We start from the raw sequence: 16,785 nt of genomic DNA, 5'->3' as shown, positions 1-16,785 counted from the left end.
CACCGACGAATCCTTGCCGATGGAATACAGCATCACCGGATTGGCGAATTCAGCGGCCACCTCGCGGATGATACGGATCGACTCCGCCTCGAGCTGCTTCAAGTGGGTCTGACGTTCGGGTGAGATTTCAGACATCTGAAAAACCTTGGTTGTTAGGAACGGGCGTTGAGGCCATTTGAAAGCCAGAGATCGAAGAAGTAAGACGTAAGACATAAGAGGGAAGACGGAAGGCGTAAGACATAAGAAGGAAGGGAAACCAACGGCCACCCCTCGATACGCTGGCCTTGATCTTGGGGCTTCTTTCCTCTTCTAACTTCCAGCCGCGAAGCGGCGCTCTTCCATCTCCCGGCGAAGCCGGGGTCTTCCCTCTTCTAGCTTCCAGCCGCGAAGCGGCGCTCTTCAGGCTTTAGATTTCCTTTTGGCCCGCTACTCTACGCATCATAGCGGTCACGGTATCTAGAGACATATGATAACGTCAAAGAATTAAGGACTATCTTTTAAGCACAAATAAGAATAAAAAGGACTCGAACGCGACGCCATCGAACTCAGCCAGAGGGATCGACGCGCTCAACCCAGGTCGACAGCCTCTGCCCATCCAGGTCGACGATCCGAAAGCCGGGGCGGGACGCTTCGTCGAGCGTGAAATCGTCTTGCCGAGGAAGAAACTGATCGGCAGTGGCGGGACAGCCGTAGACGGCAATGTCGCCATGTCGTGCCGCAAAGGCCTGGTGAATATGCCCACACAGCACCGCTCGAACCTGAGCGTAGGCGGCCAGCGTCTGCCATAGCGCCTCGCGGTCCGCCAGGCCCAGCGCATCCATCCACGCCGAGCCGATTTCCAGCGGCGGGTGGTGCATGGCCAGCAACGTGGGACGGTCATCTTCCTCTAGACGCACGGCAAGGTCCTGCAAGGCGGCTTGGCCCAGCTCTCCGCTCGCCTGCCCGGGTACGCGGGAATCCAGCAGCAATAACCGCCACTCGCCGAGGTCGAGTTCATCATGGAAAGGATGCAGCTCTTCCATGAATTCGGGGTGGTCATGATTACCGGTCATCCAGAACCATGGACATTCGAATTCAGCGAAAACCTCGAAGGCATGGCGATATGCGGCCGGGGATTCATCATGCCCGATGTCGCCGCTGACCAGCACGATGTCAGGACGCAATCGGCGTGCCTGAGCGACGACAGCACGCAACTGGCGCAACGGGTAGCCAATACGCGAGCGTGCCTCGGGATTCGCGCAAATATGACAATCGCTGATCTGAATCAGGCGCATCACGGCAGCTCCGGCATGTCCACGGTCAGCCCGTGGGCCAGCCCATGTTCCAACCACTCACCCAAGAAACGATTGAGCTGGAGTTTTTCGTCGGGCTGATGCATGCGCGCATTGGGGTAGCGATACCGGCCATGAAAATGTCGTTGGCGCTGAAAGTCGGTGACTTCCGCCATGCGTGCATCGTGATACAGGTGCACGCGCATGCGGGGCGACTCGATGATGCCATCCAGCACACCACTCTGAGAGACACGGCAAATGGTGGTGTAAGGCGCACATTCGAGCACTTCCAGCCACAACGAGCCGAAGCTGCGATACTCACCGGCCAGGGCGATCTCGCGTGTTTCTCCAGCGCCCATATCACCGAGCAGTCGGCTCAATCGCAGGTAGTTGGCCGTGCATTCGCCTTGCAGGAACTTGAGGTCGTTAACATATGCCGCTTTCGCCATCCTCTACCTCCTTGCCCGTAGCGAGGCGCGCTCGCGTACCAGCCAATTCAACGCGATCAGGGACATCGCATTATCGATGATACCTTGCTCGAGAAGTGCCCAGGTCTGGGCAAAGCTCAGTACGTGGACCTGAATATCTTCGTTTTCGCTCTCGAGACCGTGCACGCCCCCTACACCATCGCTATCCACCAGCCCGCAGAACAAGGTAACCCGCTCGGTGCAGGCGCCGGGGCTCGGATAGTACGTATACAACTCGATCAACTCGTCGATCTTACAGCCCGCTTCTTCCATGGATTCACGGCGGGCAACCTCGGCGCCGGTTTCGCCCGCGTCGACCAACCCTGCCACGGGCTCCAGCTTCCAGGGGCTTAGCGGATCGTCCAGCGCACCGGCACGTATCTGTTCGACGTGCACCACGCAATCACGCTGCGGATCGTAAAGCAGCACGCCGACCGCGTCGTGGCGCACATGGACTTCGCGGATGACCCGCTCGCTCCACTGGCCGTCAAAACGGCGATGCCGATAATGACGCCGCTCGAGACTGAAGAATCCCGACTGCAGCGTTTCATCGAAGCGCTCCTCGACCGACTCATGCGCGTAACGCGGCGTGTAGGGATGAGACTGTTCAGCCATGACGCCTCCTGACAGTAAAGCCATGCACGAGGCGACACGGTGCAAGGCGCATCGTCCCGAACACGGGCACAATGCACCTCATTATCCCGACGCGGCATGGTGATGCCAACCGCGCCGGCGCTCTTCTATGACAATTCGTCCAATAGCCGCCGCGCTTTTTCTCGCAACGCTTCGTCAGAATCGCGCCCCTCACGGGCCTGGCCGTCGACGGCCTGCTGCGCGTGGCGACGTGCCTCGGCGCGGCGCCCCTCGTCACGGAGATACGTGGCATAGAAGTAATGAGTGTCGATGCCATCGCCGCGAATTTCCAGCGCGCGACCCAGCAACTCACCGGCCTTATCGTCATCACCGAACGACACTGGCCAGCCCGGCGCACGATCGTAAAGCGCTCCCAGCGTCACATAGGCGGCCCCATCATCGCCACGCGGGTCGAGCTCGATGGCACGTTCCAGCGCCTTGCGTGCGCGCTTTGCCAGATCCAGCGCCCCGAGACCGCCCTTGGCCTTGGCGTACGAGGCAAGAATCACGCCCTCGGCCGTCAACACATGCGAATTGTCGGGATGCGCCTCGGCGAGCGCAGCGGCCTCTTTCGCCAGGCTTGCCAGCGCCTTTTCCTGTGCCGCGCCCTGCATGCCATATTCCACGTTTCCCCAGCGCGACATCAACGGATACACACCATCCGGCGAGGCGTCAGCCCAGGCCATAGCGCTACTGAGCGCGCCAATCAATGCGGCGCACAAGACAACATGAAGACGTGCCGGTACGAGACGACGACGTCGACGTATTCCCACGACATGACGAACCTGCATGGCGACCTCCTGGCGTACTGCACGCTTGTGTTAGTAAGTATGCTCACCGACCTGCAATGTAACGAACGTTTGAATTAATCGCTAAGTCGATTCGTCGTAGTTCGGGTCATGGTATCGACGAATCTCGCACCGGGTATCGGGGTTGGCGTACCGGCAAGGCTTGCGTAGGGTAAGCATTCCACGCTCTGGAGGTAGGCATGAAAGGCCGCAACATGACCCGCTGGCGCGATCCCGCCAAGGACCCGCGCCAGGAAAAGAAGAGCCCGCTGATCACGGCACAGGGCTATGCCCGGCTCAAGGGCATCCATGAGCATCTGTCTCGCGTCAAACGCCCCGCGCTTTCCACCAAGGTCGGCGAAGCCGCCGCCCAGGGGGACCGCAGCGAGAATGCCGACTACACCTATAATAAGAAAGAGCTCAATCGTGTCATCGCGCGTATCCGCTATCTCGGCAAACGCCTGGATGAGGTACAGGTCGTCGACCGCCTGCCCGCCGATACCTCGCGGGTATACTTCGGTGCCTATGTCACGCTCGAGGATGAACACGGCGAGGAACTGGCGATCCGCATCGTTGGCCACGACGAAACCGACACCGACAAGCATTGGGTCAGTATCGACGCTCCACTCGCCCGGGCCTTGCTCGGCAAAGGGCTAGACGAAGACGTCACCGTCAACGCCCCCGCCGGCGACACCACCTACGTGATCACGGATATCGCCTACGCCGATCCTGAGAGCTAGGTCATTTTCTGAAAGTCACCTAGCGCTTGATGGCACGGTATACCCTGAACCGCCGATCATCGGCGAGGACCGTGAAGTCACCGAAGGCTTCTTCCAGCAAGCGGGGATATGGCAGGAAGGCGTTGGCCACCAGGATCAGGCTGCCACCTCGTACCAACTTGTCAGGCGCCTCGCGTATCAAACGTGCCGCCGGGCCATAATCGATGGCACGCTCCTGATGAAAAGGCGGGTTACTGACGATGGCGTCGAATTTTCCCGTCACTTCGCTGTAGACATCGCTCTGCCAGGCCTCCCCCGCCACGCGATTGGCCTCTAGCGTGCGACGCGTCGCGGCCACCGCGAAGGCGTTGAGATCCACCGCCGAGACGCTTGCGCCGCGTACGCCGAGCCAGGCAGCGAGAATGCCGTCACCAGATCCCATATCGAGCAGGTGACGCCCCGCCGTGTCGCCGAGGGCACCGGGCAGTGTCTCGAGCAACAAGCGCGTGCCGTCGTCGAGTTTGCCGTGGCCGAACACACCGGGATGGCTCGCAACGCTGAGTCCCGCAGCTTCGAACGTGGTCCAGGCTGCCTCCGGCGACAACGACAGCGGTGCGGTGCGCGTAGCATACAATGTGCAACGCCGCGCGCTATCCACCTTGCGGCAACCAAGCCCCAGCGCGGCCAGCGATTTGAGCACACGCTTGACGCCACCTTGATGTTCGCCGACGACCTGCAGCGACGTGCCTTCGGGCAACACCGCGCACAGCGCCAGCAGCCACCACTCGCCTAACGCATGCGTCTTGGGCCAGAACAATACGGCGCCCGCGACCGGCGCTTCCAGCACCGGCGCGAGGCCGTCGTAAACCCGGTATCCTCGAACCCGCCAGGCCTGACAAACCGCCACATCCGTACTCCACACGCTACCACCGGTCGTTTCCAACCAGGCATCGCGAGGCGGCGCAACCCACAGCCAGTCGCGGTAATCGTGAGACTGACGGTCAAGCAACTGGCAAGGAGGCGTCTCCGCACTCATGACTCGGTCTCCGGTTTGTACAGGGTGTAATGCAGATAACGTCCCAGACGCCAGTGCGGCTCCTGCCGGCAGTAACGACGTTCGAGTTCGATCACCTTCTCGATCTGCTCCGGCGCAGGGTGGCGCTCCAGAAGGTAGTCGTGAAAGATACGCACGCCCGTCACCGCCTCGATCGACAAGCCTTCCGCCATACTCCATGCGCGTATCTGGGCATCGGTGAGCGGCGAGATCGGCGTCAGACGCTGGCGTTTCCCGAGCCCTTCCAGCCGATCATCGAGCACCTTGTCCAGGTTGCCCTTGATCACGTTGGAGAACCGCAATGCATCGCGGTTGAAGACCATCAGCGACAGATATCCCCCCGGCGCCAGAAGCGTGGCGAGTTGTGCGAAAGCGGCCTGTGGCGCCGCCAACCATTCCAGAACCGCGTGGCACACGATCAGCCCCCACGACCCCGGCGCACGTTCGGGCAGCGTCTGCCAGGTGGCATCGACGGGCGTGACAGCCAGATCGCCCATGCCCGCGATGGCACGTTCGCGCATGTCCCGCGAGGGTTCGACCATGGTGACCGTATGGCCACACTGCGCCAGCCATATGCTCATTTGGCCCAGGCCGGCGCCCACATCCAATGCGGGCCGGCCATCGGTGGGCAATTCGCTCGGTAACACATGCCCCAGCACCGCTAGACGAATTGCACCTCGCGGCGTCCCGTAGAGGCTACGTTCAAACTTGTCGGCCAAGCCGTCGAAAATCCGGTCGCTGTTGACCAATGACATCCCCTACGCATCCAGTCCGCTTAAAATATCGGCGAATGAAGACACTTCTCCGTCCAAAGCCTGGCACTGGAATGTAAAAAAGGAGTAGTCTAGCGCTACTGTCCGTATGCCTCCAGCCCAGACCACGTGGGGCGTTCACGCATAAAGCATAGCGTCGGCCCGATATGCATGACGCCACTTGATCGCGCTTCGGCCGGTGGCCGGTGAAATAGCGCCATTTCCACGCCTTCGCGTGGACGTCGTAGAGGACACGAGACCTTGGCCCCACATACCTTGCCTCCGTCGCTGACCGAGTTGCTGGAAGTATCAGGCATCGCACTCACGATTGCCGATGGTGAGCAGCCCGGCTATCCCTTGATATTCGTCAATCATTCCTCGCTGGAGCGTGCCTATAGCACCTGGCTCGTCCACCAGCCCGCGCGCACCGCTCAACGCTTTCAAGCCTGCCACATGGCGGTCACCGTAAGCATCAACGTCACGCGCGATCAGGTGGAATCCGGTCAGCTCGCAGAGGACATGGTGCAGGCACGCAAGCGCCATGCCCTCGCCGTTCCTCAATGTGGAGGTCATGGAAACAGCCCAATTCCATGACATCGACCTGGCCTACAACCAAATCCAGCACGCACGACGACTCGGCGCCCAGATCGCCTTCGACGACTTCGGCTCCGGCGTCTCATCGCTGACATACGCAAGCCAGCTTCCCATCGATATCGTCAAGATCGACCCGGAAGCCATTCGCCATCTCGTCAAGCGTCCGCAACAGCGTCGTTTCGTCAGCGGTATCATCGACATGGCACATGCCATGCAACGCATCGTACTTGCCGAGGGCGTCGAAATGCCCGAGCAGCTCGATGTACTGCGCCATATGGGCTGCGACATGGCTTTATCCTGAGCCCCGGGACGCTTATACTACTCGCCCCGCCAAGCCCCTATAGCTCAGCTGGATAGAGCGTCCCCCTCCTAAGGGGAAGGCCTCAGGTTCGAATCCTGATGGGGGCACCATTAAAATCAACAATTTATCACCTACCCCGAGCTTCAGGGCCCCTTCAAAATCGCTTCCGACCCCAACAGCGACCCCAACAAGATTGCTGAGTAGACCTACTTCACGATGAGCGTTACCTCTCTGGTGCACCGCAAGTGACCAGCAGGTTCAGCACCTTGAAGACCTACGCTCGACCGGTGCTCGGCTCCATGCCGGTGGACCAGGTCACCACTCAGGACGTCCTGAAGATCCTATCGCCGATCTGGACCAGCAAAACCGAGACGGCCAAGCGGGTACAGGGGCGTATCGAGAACGTCCTCGACTATGCTGCTGCGCACAGTTACCGAGATCCAGTAAATCCTGCCCGCTGGCGCGGTCACCTCGATATGCTGCTGGCCAAACCATCGCGCGTTAAAAACGTCAGTCACCACCCAGCTATGCCTTATGATGAGGTGGCAGTCTTTATGGCTACCCTCCAGGGATATACCAGCATTTCCTCTAAGGCACTGCAGTTCCTAATCCTCACGGCGACACGCACTTCGGAAGTACTGCGCGCGGAGTGGTCAGAGTTCGACCTCGAGAACGAGACCTGGACTATTCCAGCTGACCGCATGAAAATGCGTCGTCAGCACCGCGTACCGTTATCCAAGCAAGCGATGAAGCTGCTGTTACTGCTTCCACAGGTCAAAGGCAATCCGTACGTCTTTCCCGGGACTCGCTATGCCCGCCCTCTCTCGAACATGGCCATGCTGCAATTGATGCGAGGAATGGGCTATGGTCCAGAAGGAAAGCCAGGCAACTACGTCCCTCATGGCTTTCGCTCTAGCTTTCGTGACTGGACGGGCGAGGTTACCAGCTATCCGCGTGACGTCGCGGAAAGGGCGCTTGCCCATACTATCGAGAACAAGGTAGAAGCGGCCTACCGTCGTGGTGATCTGCCCCGCTGAAAACGGACACTCGGTTAAGCACTGGTTTTGAGCTCGTAGTCCATGGGGCTCACATAGCCTAAAGCACTGTGACGTCGCCGGCGGTTGTAATCAACTTCGATGTATTCGAACACCTGCTGGCGAAGCTGCTCCCGGTTCATTATTGGCTCGTAGTGAATCGCTTCGATTTTCATTGAATGGAAGAAGCTTTCCACGCAGGCATTATCCCAGCAATTGCCTTTACGGCTCATACTGTGACGCAGCTGGTGGGTTCGCAACCGATCCTGATAGGCATGGGAACAGTATTGGCTTCCCCGGTCGCTGTGGCAGATCACTCCGGCGGGGAAATTGCGTCGCCACAGTGCCATCTCCAGCGCGTCACAGACCAGATCTGCCGTCATCCTGGTGTTCATGGACCAGCCGACGACAGAGCGCGAATACAGGTCAATGATGACGGCCAGATACAGCCAGCCTTCGGAGCTCATCAGGTACGTGATGTCGCCAGCCCACTTCTGGTTTGGGGCGAGTCCTGCTCCAGCAAGTTGGGCGCCACAGGCAAGTTATGGTCGCTGTCTGTGGTGGCGACAAACTGGCGGGCGGCCTTGGGCACCAGCGCCTGGCGTCGCATGCTGGCCCCCACCGTTTTGACATCATACCGATATCCGTCAGCGGCCAGCGTGGCTTGGATACGACGAGCCCCGTCGCGCTGCTTACCCTGGCCAAACGCCTCTTTCACGCGGCGATCAAGCCTTTTCCGAGCCTGCTCCAATTGGCTGGACTGCAAGCGTGTCTTCTGCCAGGTGTAATACCCACTTCGCGATACCCCGAGCACAGACGCCATCCGGGTGACGGAAAACCGGCCACTGTGCTCACGTATAAAATTGTAGCGCTTCACTTTTGGTTCTTGGCGAAGTAGGTCGCCGCCTTTTTTAAGATGGCCAGCTCCTCGTCACGCTCGGCCATTTGGCGCTTCAGACGGGCGTTTTCTGAAGCCAGTTCGGACTCGCGCTCAGAGACATTGGCTTGCTTCTTCGCTGCTGAACGCCAGCCATAGATCTGCGATTCATGGATACCCAGTTCGCGGGCGGCGTTGGCAACGCTGGTTCTTTCTGCGAGTTTCAGCGCTTCGGCCTTGAACTCATCGGAATAACGGTTGCGCGTTTGCTTGCTCATCGTGGATCACCTCATAAGCGGATTGTACTCGCTTAACGCGGTGTCCAGAATCAGTGGAGCGGATCATGGCGACCTTTTCGAGAAGCGGCGGGCAATGATGCAAGAGTGGGCTAACTACATTGACAACTAACTCCCCTACGCACGTATCTACTGGTCAAATTACACCCGCGATATACGCGGCAGCAGGTCATCAGCCAACCACAGCAGAACTGGCAAATACGAGGGAGCCATAGCCATAAACCTAGTGTATAGACTTGCTGGATTGCTATCGCCAGCGTGCCTTTTCCTCGTAAAAGGCTTTAAGGCTATGCACCCAAACTGTAAAAAACTTAACAATACAATTTAAATTATTATTCATGACATTTCTATTAGCCTAACCTTCTTGTGATCATTCCCTTGATGGTACTCCACTTCCTCGCCAACACTAGAATCAAGCAGTGCCTGCCCAAGAGGTGTATGACTGCCAAGCAAGCCTTTCTGTGGCGCATTGTAGTTTTCTACAATGGTAAATCTCATAACCTTGTGATCACCGAACATTTGTTCAACAACTACCTCGCTTCCAATCTGAACGACTCCGATATTTTCGTTAGATTCACCGGCAGAAGCTTCACTTCCCTGGCCACCTTCTATATCAGATAGACTAAGCTGGAGATTCCCCTCCTCCACATGAGTGTCAACATTAGGTCCAGGCTTCCCCTGGCCCTCTTGCTCATCTATAATCACCTCTTCGACAGCATCATCACTTCTGCCATTTGAGCCAACCGGAGTCGAAGACTCAATTTCATCAACAGGAGGTCCATTTTCCTTAAACTGCCCGAAAGGCTGGATAACCCTGAAATCAGTAAACCTTTCATCGAGAGCCTCAGCGCCGATAGGATCGATCCCCATTCGACTAAGCATTTGAAGAAGCTGATTCCACCAATAGTTTTTCTGAGCACGCCATTGACTACCGAAGATTCTCCAAAATACCCAACCTGCCCTCTCAAGCACAGCTTGTCTAGCCATATCCTTTTCCCAGACGTCAGGCCCATGGAAAGCATCACCATCTAGCTCAATAGCAAGGCGCCTATCTTCAGCCCCTTCGACAACTAGGTCTATTCTAAATCTTCCGACCTCAACCTGAGGCCTGACTCGATAGTTAGCATCAAGGAGCATAGTAAGAACTTCACGCTCAAACCCGCTATCACAGCGCTCCAAGAGGTCCGCACCAGAATACTTTCGACCCTCAGGCATAGGGTCGTGAAAGTGTTTGATCACATCTGCCTTAATATCTTGTGTTTTCAGGTCTTCCAGTTGAACAGAGCGTACTAGGTAAAGTCGATCCGCTGCACGACTCATAGCCACATTGATCCTCTGTTGATCGGCTTTCTTGCTTTGTGACATCACTTGAGAAGGAGTAGCAACCATGGAAAGAAATACGACAGAGCGCTCTTGACCTTGCATAATACGTGCATCACCCACAATCATCTCACGCTCAGCAATTTTCTCGGGTCCTATCCGTTTATCCTCGATCAGCATTCTTTCTATGAGCTCAGCTTGCTGACTCCCCAAGAGTGAAATGACACCAATCGTCCTTTGTTCATGCGCATTATCAGCAACAATATTGGCAATCTCATCGACAATATAGCTTGCCTCATCTCTATTGGTCTTGCCAGAGCGCTTGGCATAAGGCAGGTAGGCATCCACCAATGGTGGATCGAATCTTTCAGATGCTTTTGGCACTCGAAGCGGGATGAGACGATTGGAATAAAACCGAGTCGAGAACTGAATAATAGGCGCTACGCAACGAAAATGCTCCCTGAGGATAAGATGACTAGCCGGGTACATCCGCATGGTAATCTCGAAGATTGACGTATTCTCATCAATCAACTTGGGATTCGGCAAACCATGCAAATGTTCGGCCCGCATTGCGTTAATACGCTCAGAAGGAATACCGACATTGCTGGGGCTTACCTGTTCTTCATCACCAACGATTAATAACTTCTTGCCTCGTGCTAGCGCTGCCAAGGCTGTGATATCAGATTGCGATGCCTCGTCGAGAATAACTAGGTCGAATTCTCCCAACTCAGGAGGTAGCTGCTCGGGTATCTTGTACTCCGGCATTACCCAAACTGGCGCCGCCTTCGAAGCTTCTTTGGCTGCCTCTTGAGCGGCTCTGACAAAACGTGGTGCATTTTTCCCGGTCCCCTTACCGATCCTGGAAACAGCGTGGGTAAATGCCGACATGGCACTCTGGACAGGTGGAGTCATCCGCTGGGTCAATCCCAGAAGGGTACGAGTACTGATCAACTGCTCGAAGAGACTGCGACGTCGTGCCAGGAGTTCAGCCTTAGCGGTGCGGCTTTCATCTCCATTCCCGAGGGCAATGATACGGTCAATGCGCGCACGCATTATCGCCCACCCCCAGGCGGCTTCCCACTCCTTGGGAATCAGCGAGACCGCTTCCAATGGATCCTTTCTTAACCGAGCTGCCCAATCGGGAGCTCCGGCTTCCTCTATTGCTTCAAGATCGCGCTTGAGCTGCTGAAGACGTAAAGACAGTTCCCCAACACGCGTCAGTTCCTGGGTCAGCTCCCCCCTCAAGGAAACGATAGCGGCATTATCAAGATCAGGACTCCCCAAACCATACCTCAGATCCATTAGCACCTTATGGATAGGGACTTCTTCATGCAGCTCCAATTTATCAAGCATCCGGATAGCTTCAGGAGTCTGATAGCTATCCGGCAGATTAGCCTCAAGTGCGAGAATCGCATCACTCAAGTCAAGATCAACCACCATGGAGTCCAGGTCCAACCCGTAAGGAAAAAGCATCCGTAACTTATTCATCACCTTGTCCACCAAGGTGGAAAGCTGCATGGCTGTCTCAATGCTAATTCTACAACTGACCAGGTGATCCGCTATCTGAGGCCCCTGCAACGGCACTTCAGGGACATACCCTCCTGCGATAAGTGGTGAAAGCTCAGTTACAAGCTCCTCACGATCAACTTCCAGCCTGCTGGCCATATGTACCGCCATCCAATCTTCTCGACCATCAGGCGGATGGTCTCCCAGCTTGATAGAGGCCACAGCTTCCTTTAATAGCTTGTTGAAAAACCCGAAAGATACCGGTTTCTGACCTGCAGCCGCTCGCTGAGCTGCATCAGTCAACTCACTTGCTGAGCTTTTCCCAAGCACATAAGTCACCTTGGAGGCGAGCTCTAGATATTGATGTTCATCGATGAAAGCTGCCGTGTTCCTCAACATCAAGGGGCCGACATCGTCACTCATCGCCTGTGAGCAGGCAGCGACAACCATCCGTCGCTTATAATTGTCCAGCTTGACCAATCGCTGCTGGAGGCTTTTCAGATCAGCTAGGAGTTCCGCACCAACGTCGTCGATATCAGCAGAATCACGGGCCATGGTCGGTGCACCGCTGTAATCCGGCCTCTCCTGCGTGTGATATTCCAGCTCAGCGTCATGGGCTTCAATCAGAGCTTGTGTCGAGGGCATTTCCTCGAGAGAAGGAATATAAGCTCCGGCATAGACGAGGTCGGGAGCCAGGCTCGGGAGCTCATCGCACAGCCGTTGTAGTGCTTCTCTAAGCTGGGGTGGTGGTTGATTTACGGGACGATCGCTGAACCACCCGAACCTCTCCTCATCCTCCGAGAGGACACCCAGTAATTCCATCGGGGCAAGCTCCTGCCCTTTCCAGATAAGGGGCGTCAGGTTCTCTTTAGCAATAGCGGCAAGTTTTTGGTCAGCTTCGTCTGCCTTCCGGTCACACTCGACGATAGCTGCTTCCAACCGCCGCATCTCTTGTTTGGCCTCCTCCTTGTCCATCCCAATAACTTTGTCGGATAGCTCTGATACAGCTGACTTGAGCTGTTCTGCACTCTCACGGTCAGTCCCCACCGAAGCGATCACTAGCGGGCGTAGACTTTCGGGCAATTTCTCACGAACGGCGGCGATAGCCTCTGGTGTGCTGGCGGTAACGAGGACCCGCTTACCGGTCGCCATCATGTGGCTGATGATATTGGCAATAGAATGTGTCTTTCCGGTTCCCGGGGGGCCAGTTACCGAGACAACGTCTGCCGTTTCCAGCATGTCGATAACTCTTCCCTGCTCTTGGTTGAAAGGCAGAGGGAAGAAGTGAACACGCCGACGCTCTTCCTCCATTCGCTCCTTTTGGGAAGCATCAGCGCCGGAAGTACTACCAATTGGCGCTTCCCAACTATTCGTCGCACCTCCAGCCTGCAGGACATTTGAGTCCAGCTCGAAATCTCCGAAGCTCTCGGCTTGCTCTTCTGGCGGCGTCGATGCAAAACCTCGTAGTGAAGCCGGCACCCTCTCTGAAGTTTCTTCGACCTTCTGACGTAGGGATTCAAGATCCTGCTCACGCGCTTCGGAAGAGCGTGGCCGGCCGAATATGGCCCAACTAGATGTAATGGTAAGTTGGTCACTTATCTTTGGTATCTGCGCACCGCTGTCGAGCGCCTCTCTAGAAATATGCTCAGCGCTAGATGTCAGCTGCGCCGTCGCCGTGGAAAGCAAAGGCTCCCAGGCCGTATCAAAAGGTGAAAACTCAACTTCATCTTCAAGAATTTTAGCAAGACTGTCTTGTAGCGAAAGCTGTAGCTTGGGAGATCCTTCCACATCGAGTTCGATGAAAGGTTTCAAGCTCAGCTTGGGCTTAAGCCCCCTTGGCCGGAACGCAATCTCACCACCTTCCTCAACCTCGACATCTAGGAGCTGTTCAAGAATAGGCATATCAACGACATTGCCATCCACCCCCCACCGAGCAATGCCGATTCCCCAAACAAGCTCAGGGGGTGTGCTTTCCGCTGAATGAATCGCAGAATGCAACGTAAACAATGCATTGTAGAGTTTTATGGCCTTCCGAACCGGCTTTTCTGCCTCCGACCATTTTACCCATGGACCCGTGACATATGTCTCGAAATCCTGCCGCACAGCCAGAAAATTATCGACATGCAATGTCACTTTGACCCTCTCCTTGAGGGCCTTACCATCCTCGGTCACTTCGCGTATATTATCTGACTGAAGCAGGTCAGCTTCTACTAGATCTGATGCCTCTTCGATCGTTACTTCCAGGGAAATTGCGGGCAGCAGCTCAGGTCGCCTATCAGGGTCATCACCGAAACCGTCAACGAATGCAACCACATGCTCCTCGGGCTCTGGAGGCCGCGTGGCTCGCTGACGCTCCAACCTTAGCCAAACCCCATCCTCAGCATCCAGGCGAGTGCCGGGAAGCCCCGAGATATCGTGCTCCCGAAACACACCAAGTCCAGATGACATCTCCATCTGGACTTTGGAACGCGCTGTCAAAACCTCCTGTGCGAATCCCAGCAGGCCGCCCAGGTTCTTGCTGGCTTGTTTGACGCTCTCTGCATCAAATTCTGTACTAGAGGAACACATGCGACCCTCACCTGACTCAACAACGTCCCGAAAAATTTGGCCTACTCGCCCTCGAACTCAGAGGAGGTAAACTTTATAACATTAAAATTTCCTTTTATGGTACGCTGCAAGGCTTCATCGAAGCTATCGACGCTTCGATTTCCACGGCAACCTTCACCTCAACGCCAGTGCGCTGAGTGAACTGTTCGACGATCTCATCGACCAGGGTCGCGAAGCCCATCTTGGCCTTGACCGAGTTCAGATCGACAGTGCCGTAGAAGTGCTTCTTAGCAACGCTTGGCGTGGCCGGATACGCGGCTCCCCCAGACCCCATCGGAGAAGATAAACCACCACTGGGGCCGCCTTCGGCCAGCGCGAGGTTGGGCTCACTGCCACGGAACAGCATCTGCTCATGAATAGCGCCCTGACTGTCCTTGTAGTAGACAGTCAGGGCATCAGTGCCTACCGGCACCACCGCCACGATTCGGACCACTGTATCAGGCTTGATGCCACGTATCTGGTCATCAGGTTTGACCTCTTCCAATTTCAAAATGCCATCCCCACATATTCAGATACGTTACGAATCTTGCTCGACCTTCCTATACCCCGGGGCAAGACGGATATTTTTAACTCCGTAGAGTGCTTCACAGTTGGATAAAACAAGCTGATACTCTGGACCAGTCAACGAGTGGTCCGGCGTGCAGTCGACGTTCCAGCGACGTAGCAGATACTCCGCTAGCGCCGCACGAAGTTCCACCACCAGGCGACCTTGATTGCATGGCGTAATCGCAATCAATGGCCAATGGATGTCCAATACTCGGATGAGGCGCCAATTCTAATTCGACGAAACGTGCCAGCGTAAGCCGTTATCGACCAGAGTGTATGGCACGATCTCGCGTTCAGTCTCACCACTGGAGAGCGACACATAACGAATCGACAGAGCACAATCTTTGTGCATGGCCTCGCTGACCGCCGCTACCAGCGCCAGGTCCGGCTGGTTGAGCTGATCGGCCATCTCGCAGCGCACCGAGGTCGGCAGCGTTCCGAGGAAGCCATCACCATGCCCCTGGCACAGGGTAGCCAGAGTGCGGGTCGTGCCGTAGTCGAACAGCGGCGTAAAAGAGCGAGCTCGCACATGCAACCGCTTGGACTTATCGTAAACGATGTTGGCCGGCGCCAACTCGTGATAGAGCGCGAAGTCCTTGGTGGCCTGAGTCGGCGCGATGGCGAATCGCTCCATCAGATCGCCGCGCCCCGCCTCACCCTTGAACATTAGGGTAAAGTCGATATGGGCTAGACGCTCTCGCTGCGGTGTGGAGAACGATGCCAGCGTGCTTGTCTGGTGTGCTGCGTTGGGCACCCGCAGGCCTCCTTGGCGGCGACTGTATCCAAGCAGGCACAACCTAATAGATAGTGATAGGTGGCATAGTAGCAGCTAATCCTCGAGCTGCCGAGATATACTAGCGCAGGAGTCACGCAGAGAACTCCGATATTGGTCACATCGCGGCATAGCGATGGACCTCAGTTCTAAGGTGCCGCTGCCAATAACTAACCTTTTTTGGTACCCTATAAGCTTCTCTCTACGCAAAACGATGGCCACGTCACGCAATGCAGTCGATCGAACATCTTCGCAATGATACAAGACCAATGCTGCAGCTCGGCAAAGCCAGTGAAGTGATTGGTGAACCACTTGGAAACTTGCTTAGCCGTTTGGTTGAACACGGAACACCATTATTTTTGCGGAAGCCACGTAATGCCCACATCTATTGCGTGACACCAACATGGTCTGGAACATATAAAGAAATTATTTCTATCACAGAAGTCATGGGTTTACATAACACAACGAACCGACCTTTTATAAATGCCCATGAAATTGAGGCCAATCATTTTAGCTACTTGGTCATACAAGCGCCCGACTACTCAAAGCTACTTCATGCTGATACTAACTTATCAATAAGATTCTTCAGGGAAGCAGCCGCTCCTCGAAAAGACAAAGAAGGATATGAATTAACAACCGCATTTCAAAATACGCTAGACCATGGCTACCGCCCCCTTTATGGCCCTCTAAGATCACGCTTTGCATGCTATTTCGAAGAAGAAAAAATACCTACTGGAATTACTAAAACACTAATACTAAAAGATGTGAAATGCAATGCAGAAGAGCTTCTCGTTTCACGCACAGAGCTCCTTGGAATCATTGATCAAAAAAACAACTCAAAAACCACCCACCCACCTGAACTAGAGCCCCACCTACAGCCATGGAAAAGCGAATTTCTTCACGCTTTAAATATTGCTGCATACAGGCTTTTTTCAAATCTAAGCATGTCAGAAATAAAAAATTCTACCGTCAAACCCGCAACCATTACAGAAACGATAAAAGAGCAGCTCTCAACAAAAGAATCTACAACAATACTCTCACCAGCCGCCACGCTTCTTCGTCCAGAGCATGATCAATCAAAAGCTAAAGAACATCTCAAAAACAAGGATACAATACATTACCCTCACTACTTTAGCGCAAAGTTAATATATCTAAACGAGAAATGCAAAGAATATCATGACGACTACATTTCCCATAAAAAAAGCAACCCACATAATGCTAGCAGCATTCTAGCCGACCTCGACAGTG

The 16,785-nt window shown here is 55.4% G+C and carries 13 protein-coding genes, 1 tRNA gene and 3 pseudogenes; 6 read left to right on the top strand and 11 right to left on the bottom strand.

The genetic code is table 11. The features are described from left to right. The 5 genes and pseudogenes from OP495_RS14415 to OP495_RS14395 all read right to left on the bottom strand — a co-directional run. Positions 1 to 135 (bottom strand): annotated as a pseudogene (locus OP495_RS14415) (sulfate adenylyltransferase small subunit); the annotation flags it as partial. A gap of 410 nt (positions 136 to 545) precedes the next feature. Further along, positions 546 to 1,274: a metallophosphoesterase gene (locus OP495_RS14410; RefSeq protein WP_280570247.1), complete on the bottom strand. Its 729-nt coding sequence runs from the start codon at positions 1,272 to 1,274 to the stop codon at positions 546 to 548. Continuing rightward, positions 1,274 to 1,720, bottom strand: a complete 447-nt coding sequence (locus tag OP495_RS14405) for a DUF1249 domain-containing protein (RefSeq protein ID WP_280563504.1) — start codon at positions 1,718 to 1,720, stop codon at positions 1,274 to 1,276. Before OP495_RS14405 ends, OP495_RS14410 begins: the two co-directional genes overlap by 1 nt. Positions 1,721 to 1,723: 3 nt before the next feature. After that, positions 1,724 to 2,353 (bottom strand): NUDIX domain-containing protein, encoded by a 630-nt coding sequence (locus tag OP495_RS14400; protein WP_280563505.1) that lies wholly within the window; start codon positions 2,351 to 2,353, stop codon positions 1,724 to 1,726. Between the two features lie 125 nt (positions 2,354 to 2,478). Next, on the bottom strand, positions 2,479 to 3,162 hold the full coding sequence (locus OP495_RS14395; protein WP_280570245.1) for a hypothetical protein: 684 nt from the start codon (positions 3,160 to 3,162) through the stop codon (positions 2,479 to 2,481). Between the two features lie 197 nt (positions 3,163 to 3,359). Here OP495_RS14395 and greB point away from each other — a divergent pair, with 197 nt between their 5' ends. Further along, positions 3,360 to 3,899 carry a transcription elongation factor GreB gene (gene greB / locus OP495_RS14390; protein WP_280563506.1) on the top strand — a complete coding sequence of 180 codons (540 nt, stop codon included), beginning with the start codon at positions 3,360 to 3,362 and terminating at the stop codon, positions 3,897 to 3,899. A gap of 19 nt (positions 3,900 to 3,918) precedes the next feature. On the opposite strand, the gene OP495_RS14385 is transcribed toward greB, so the two are convergent. Next, complete coding sequence (locus OP495_RS14385) at positions 3,919 to 4,914, bottom strand: class I SAM-dependent methyltransferase (RefSeq protein ID WP_280570243.1); 996 nt, start codon at positions 4,912 to 4,914, stop codon at positions 3,919 to 3,921. Beyond that, positions 4,911 to 5,687, bottom strand: coding sequence for a methyltransferase domain-containing protein (locus OP495_RS14380; protein WP_280570241.1), 777 nt, complete (start codon positions 5,685 to 5,687; stop codon positions 4,911 to 4,913). Before OP495_RS14380 ends, OP495_RS14385 begins: the two co-directional genes overlap by 4 nt. Positions 5,688 to 5,945: 258 nt before the next feature. Between OP495_RS14380 and OP495_RS14375 the strand changes: the two genes are divergently transcribed. From OP495_RS14375 to OP495_RS14360, 4 genes are all read left to right on the top strand, one after another. Further along, positions 5,946 to 6,278, top strand: a complete 333-nt coding sequence (locus tag OP495_RS14375; RefSeq protein ID WP_280570239.1) for a hypothetical protein — start codon at positions 5,946 to 5,948, stop codon at positions 6,276 to 6,278. Then, entirely contained in the window at positions 6,256 to 6,579 is a 324-nt protein-coding gene (locus tag OP495_RS14370) for an EAL domain-containing protein (protein ID WP_280570238.1), read from the top strand. Before OP495_RS14375 ends, OP495_RS14370 begins: the two co-directional genes overlap by 23 nt. A 33-nt stretch (positions 6,580 to 6,612) precedes the next feature. After that, a tRNA-Arg gene (locus OP495_RS14365) sits at positions 6,613 to 6,689 on the top strand. Between the two features lie 156 nt (positions 6,690 to 6,845). Then, on the top strand, positions 6,846 to 7,616 hold the full coding sequence (locus OP495_RS14360) for a site-specific integrase (RefSeq protein WP_280570237.1): 771 nt from the start codon (positions 6,846 to 6,848) through the stop codon (positions 7,614 to 7,616). A 14-nt stretch (positions 7,617 to 7,630) separates the two neighbouring features. Here OP495_RS14360 and OP495_RS14355 read toward each other — a convergent pair. From OP495_RS14355 to OP495_RS14340, 4 genes and pseudogenes are all read right to left on the bottom strand, one after another. Next, a pseudogene (locus OP495_RS14355) lies at positions 7,631 to 8,768 on the bottom strand (IS3 family transposase). A gap of 354 nt (positions 8,769 to 9,122) precedes the next feature. Next, positions 9,123 to 14,180, bottom strand: coding sequence for an AAA domain-containing protein (locus OP495_RS14350; RefSeq protein WP_280570236.1), 5,058 nt, complete (start codon positions 14,178 to 14,180; stop codon positions 9,123 to 9,125). Between the two features lie 94 nt (positions 14,181 to 14,274). Then, a complete protein-coding gene (locus OP495_RS14345; RefSeq protein WP_280570234.1) occupies positions 14,275 to 14,709 on the bottom strand; it encodes a hypothetical protein in 435 nt (144 codons plus the stop codon). 27 nt (positions 14,710 to 14,736) lie between these two features. Next, positions 14,737 to 15,519: pseudogene (locus tag OP495_RS14340) on the bottom strand (WYL domain-containing protein). A 248-nt stretch (positions 15,520 to 15,767) separates the two neighbouring features. Between OP495_RS14340 and OP495_RS14335 the strand changes: the two are divergent. Continuing rightward, positions 15,768 to 16,785 (top strand): hypothetical protein (locus OP495_RS14335; protein ID WP_280570232.1); only part of this gene is annotated, 1,018 nt, incomplete at its 3' end.

It is taken from the genome of Chromohalobacter sp. 296-RDG, assembly GCF_029889885.1.
Taxonomy (GTDB): Bacteria; Pseudomonadota; Gammaproteobacteria; order Pseudomonadales; family Halomonadaceae; genus Chromohalobacter.
Note: the sequence above shows the minus strand (reverse complement) of the source record. Positions and strands in the feature narration are given on the sequence as shown.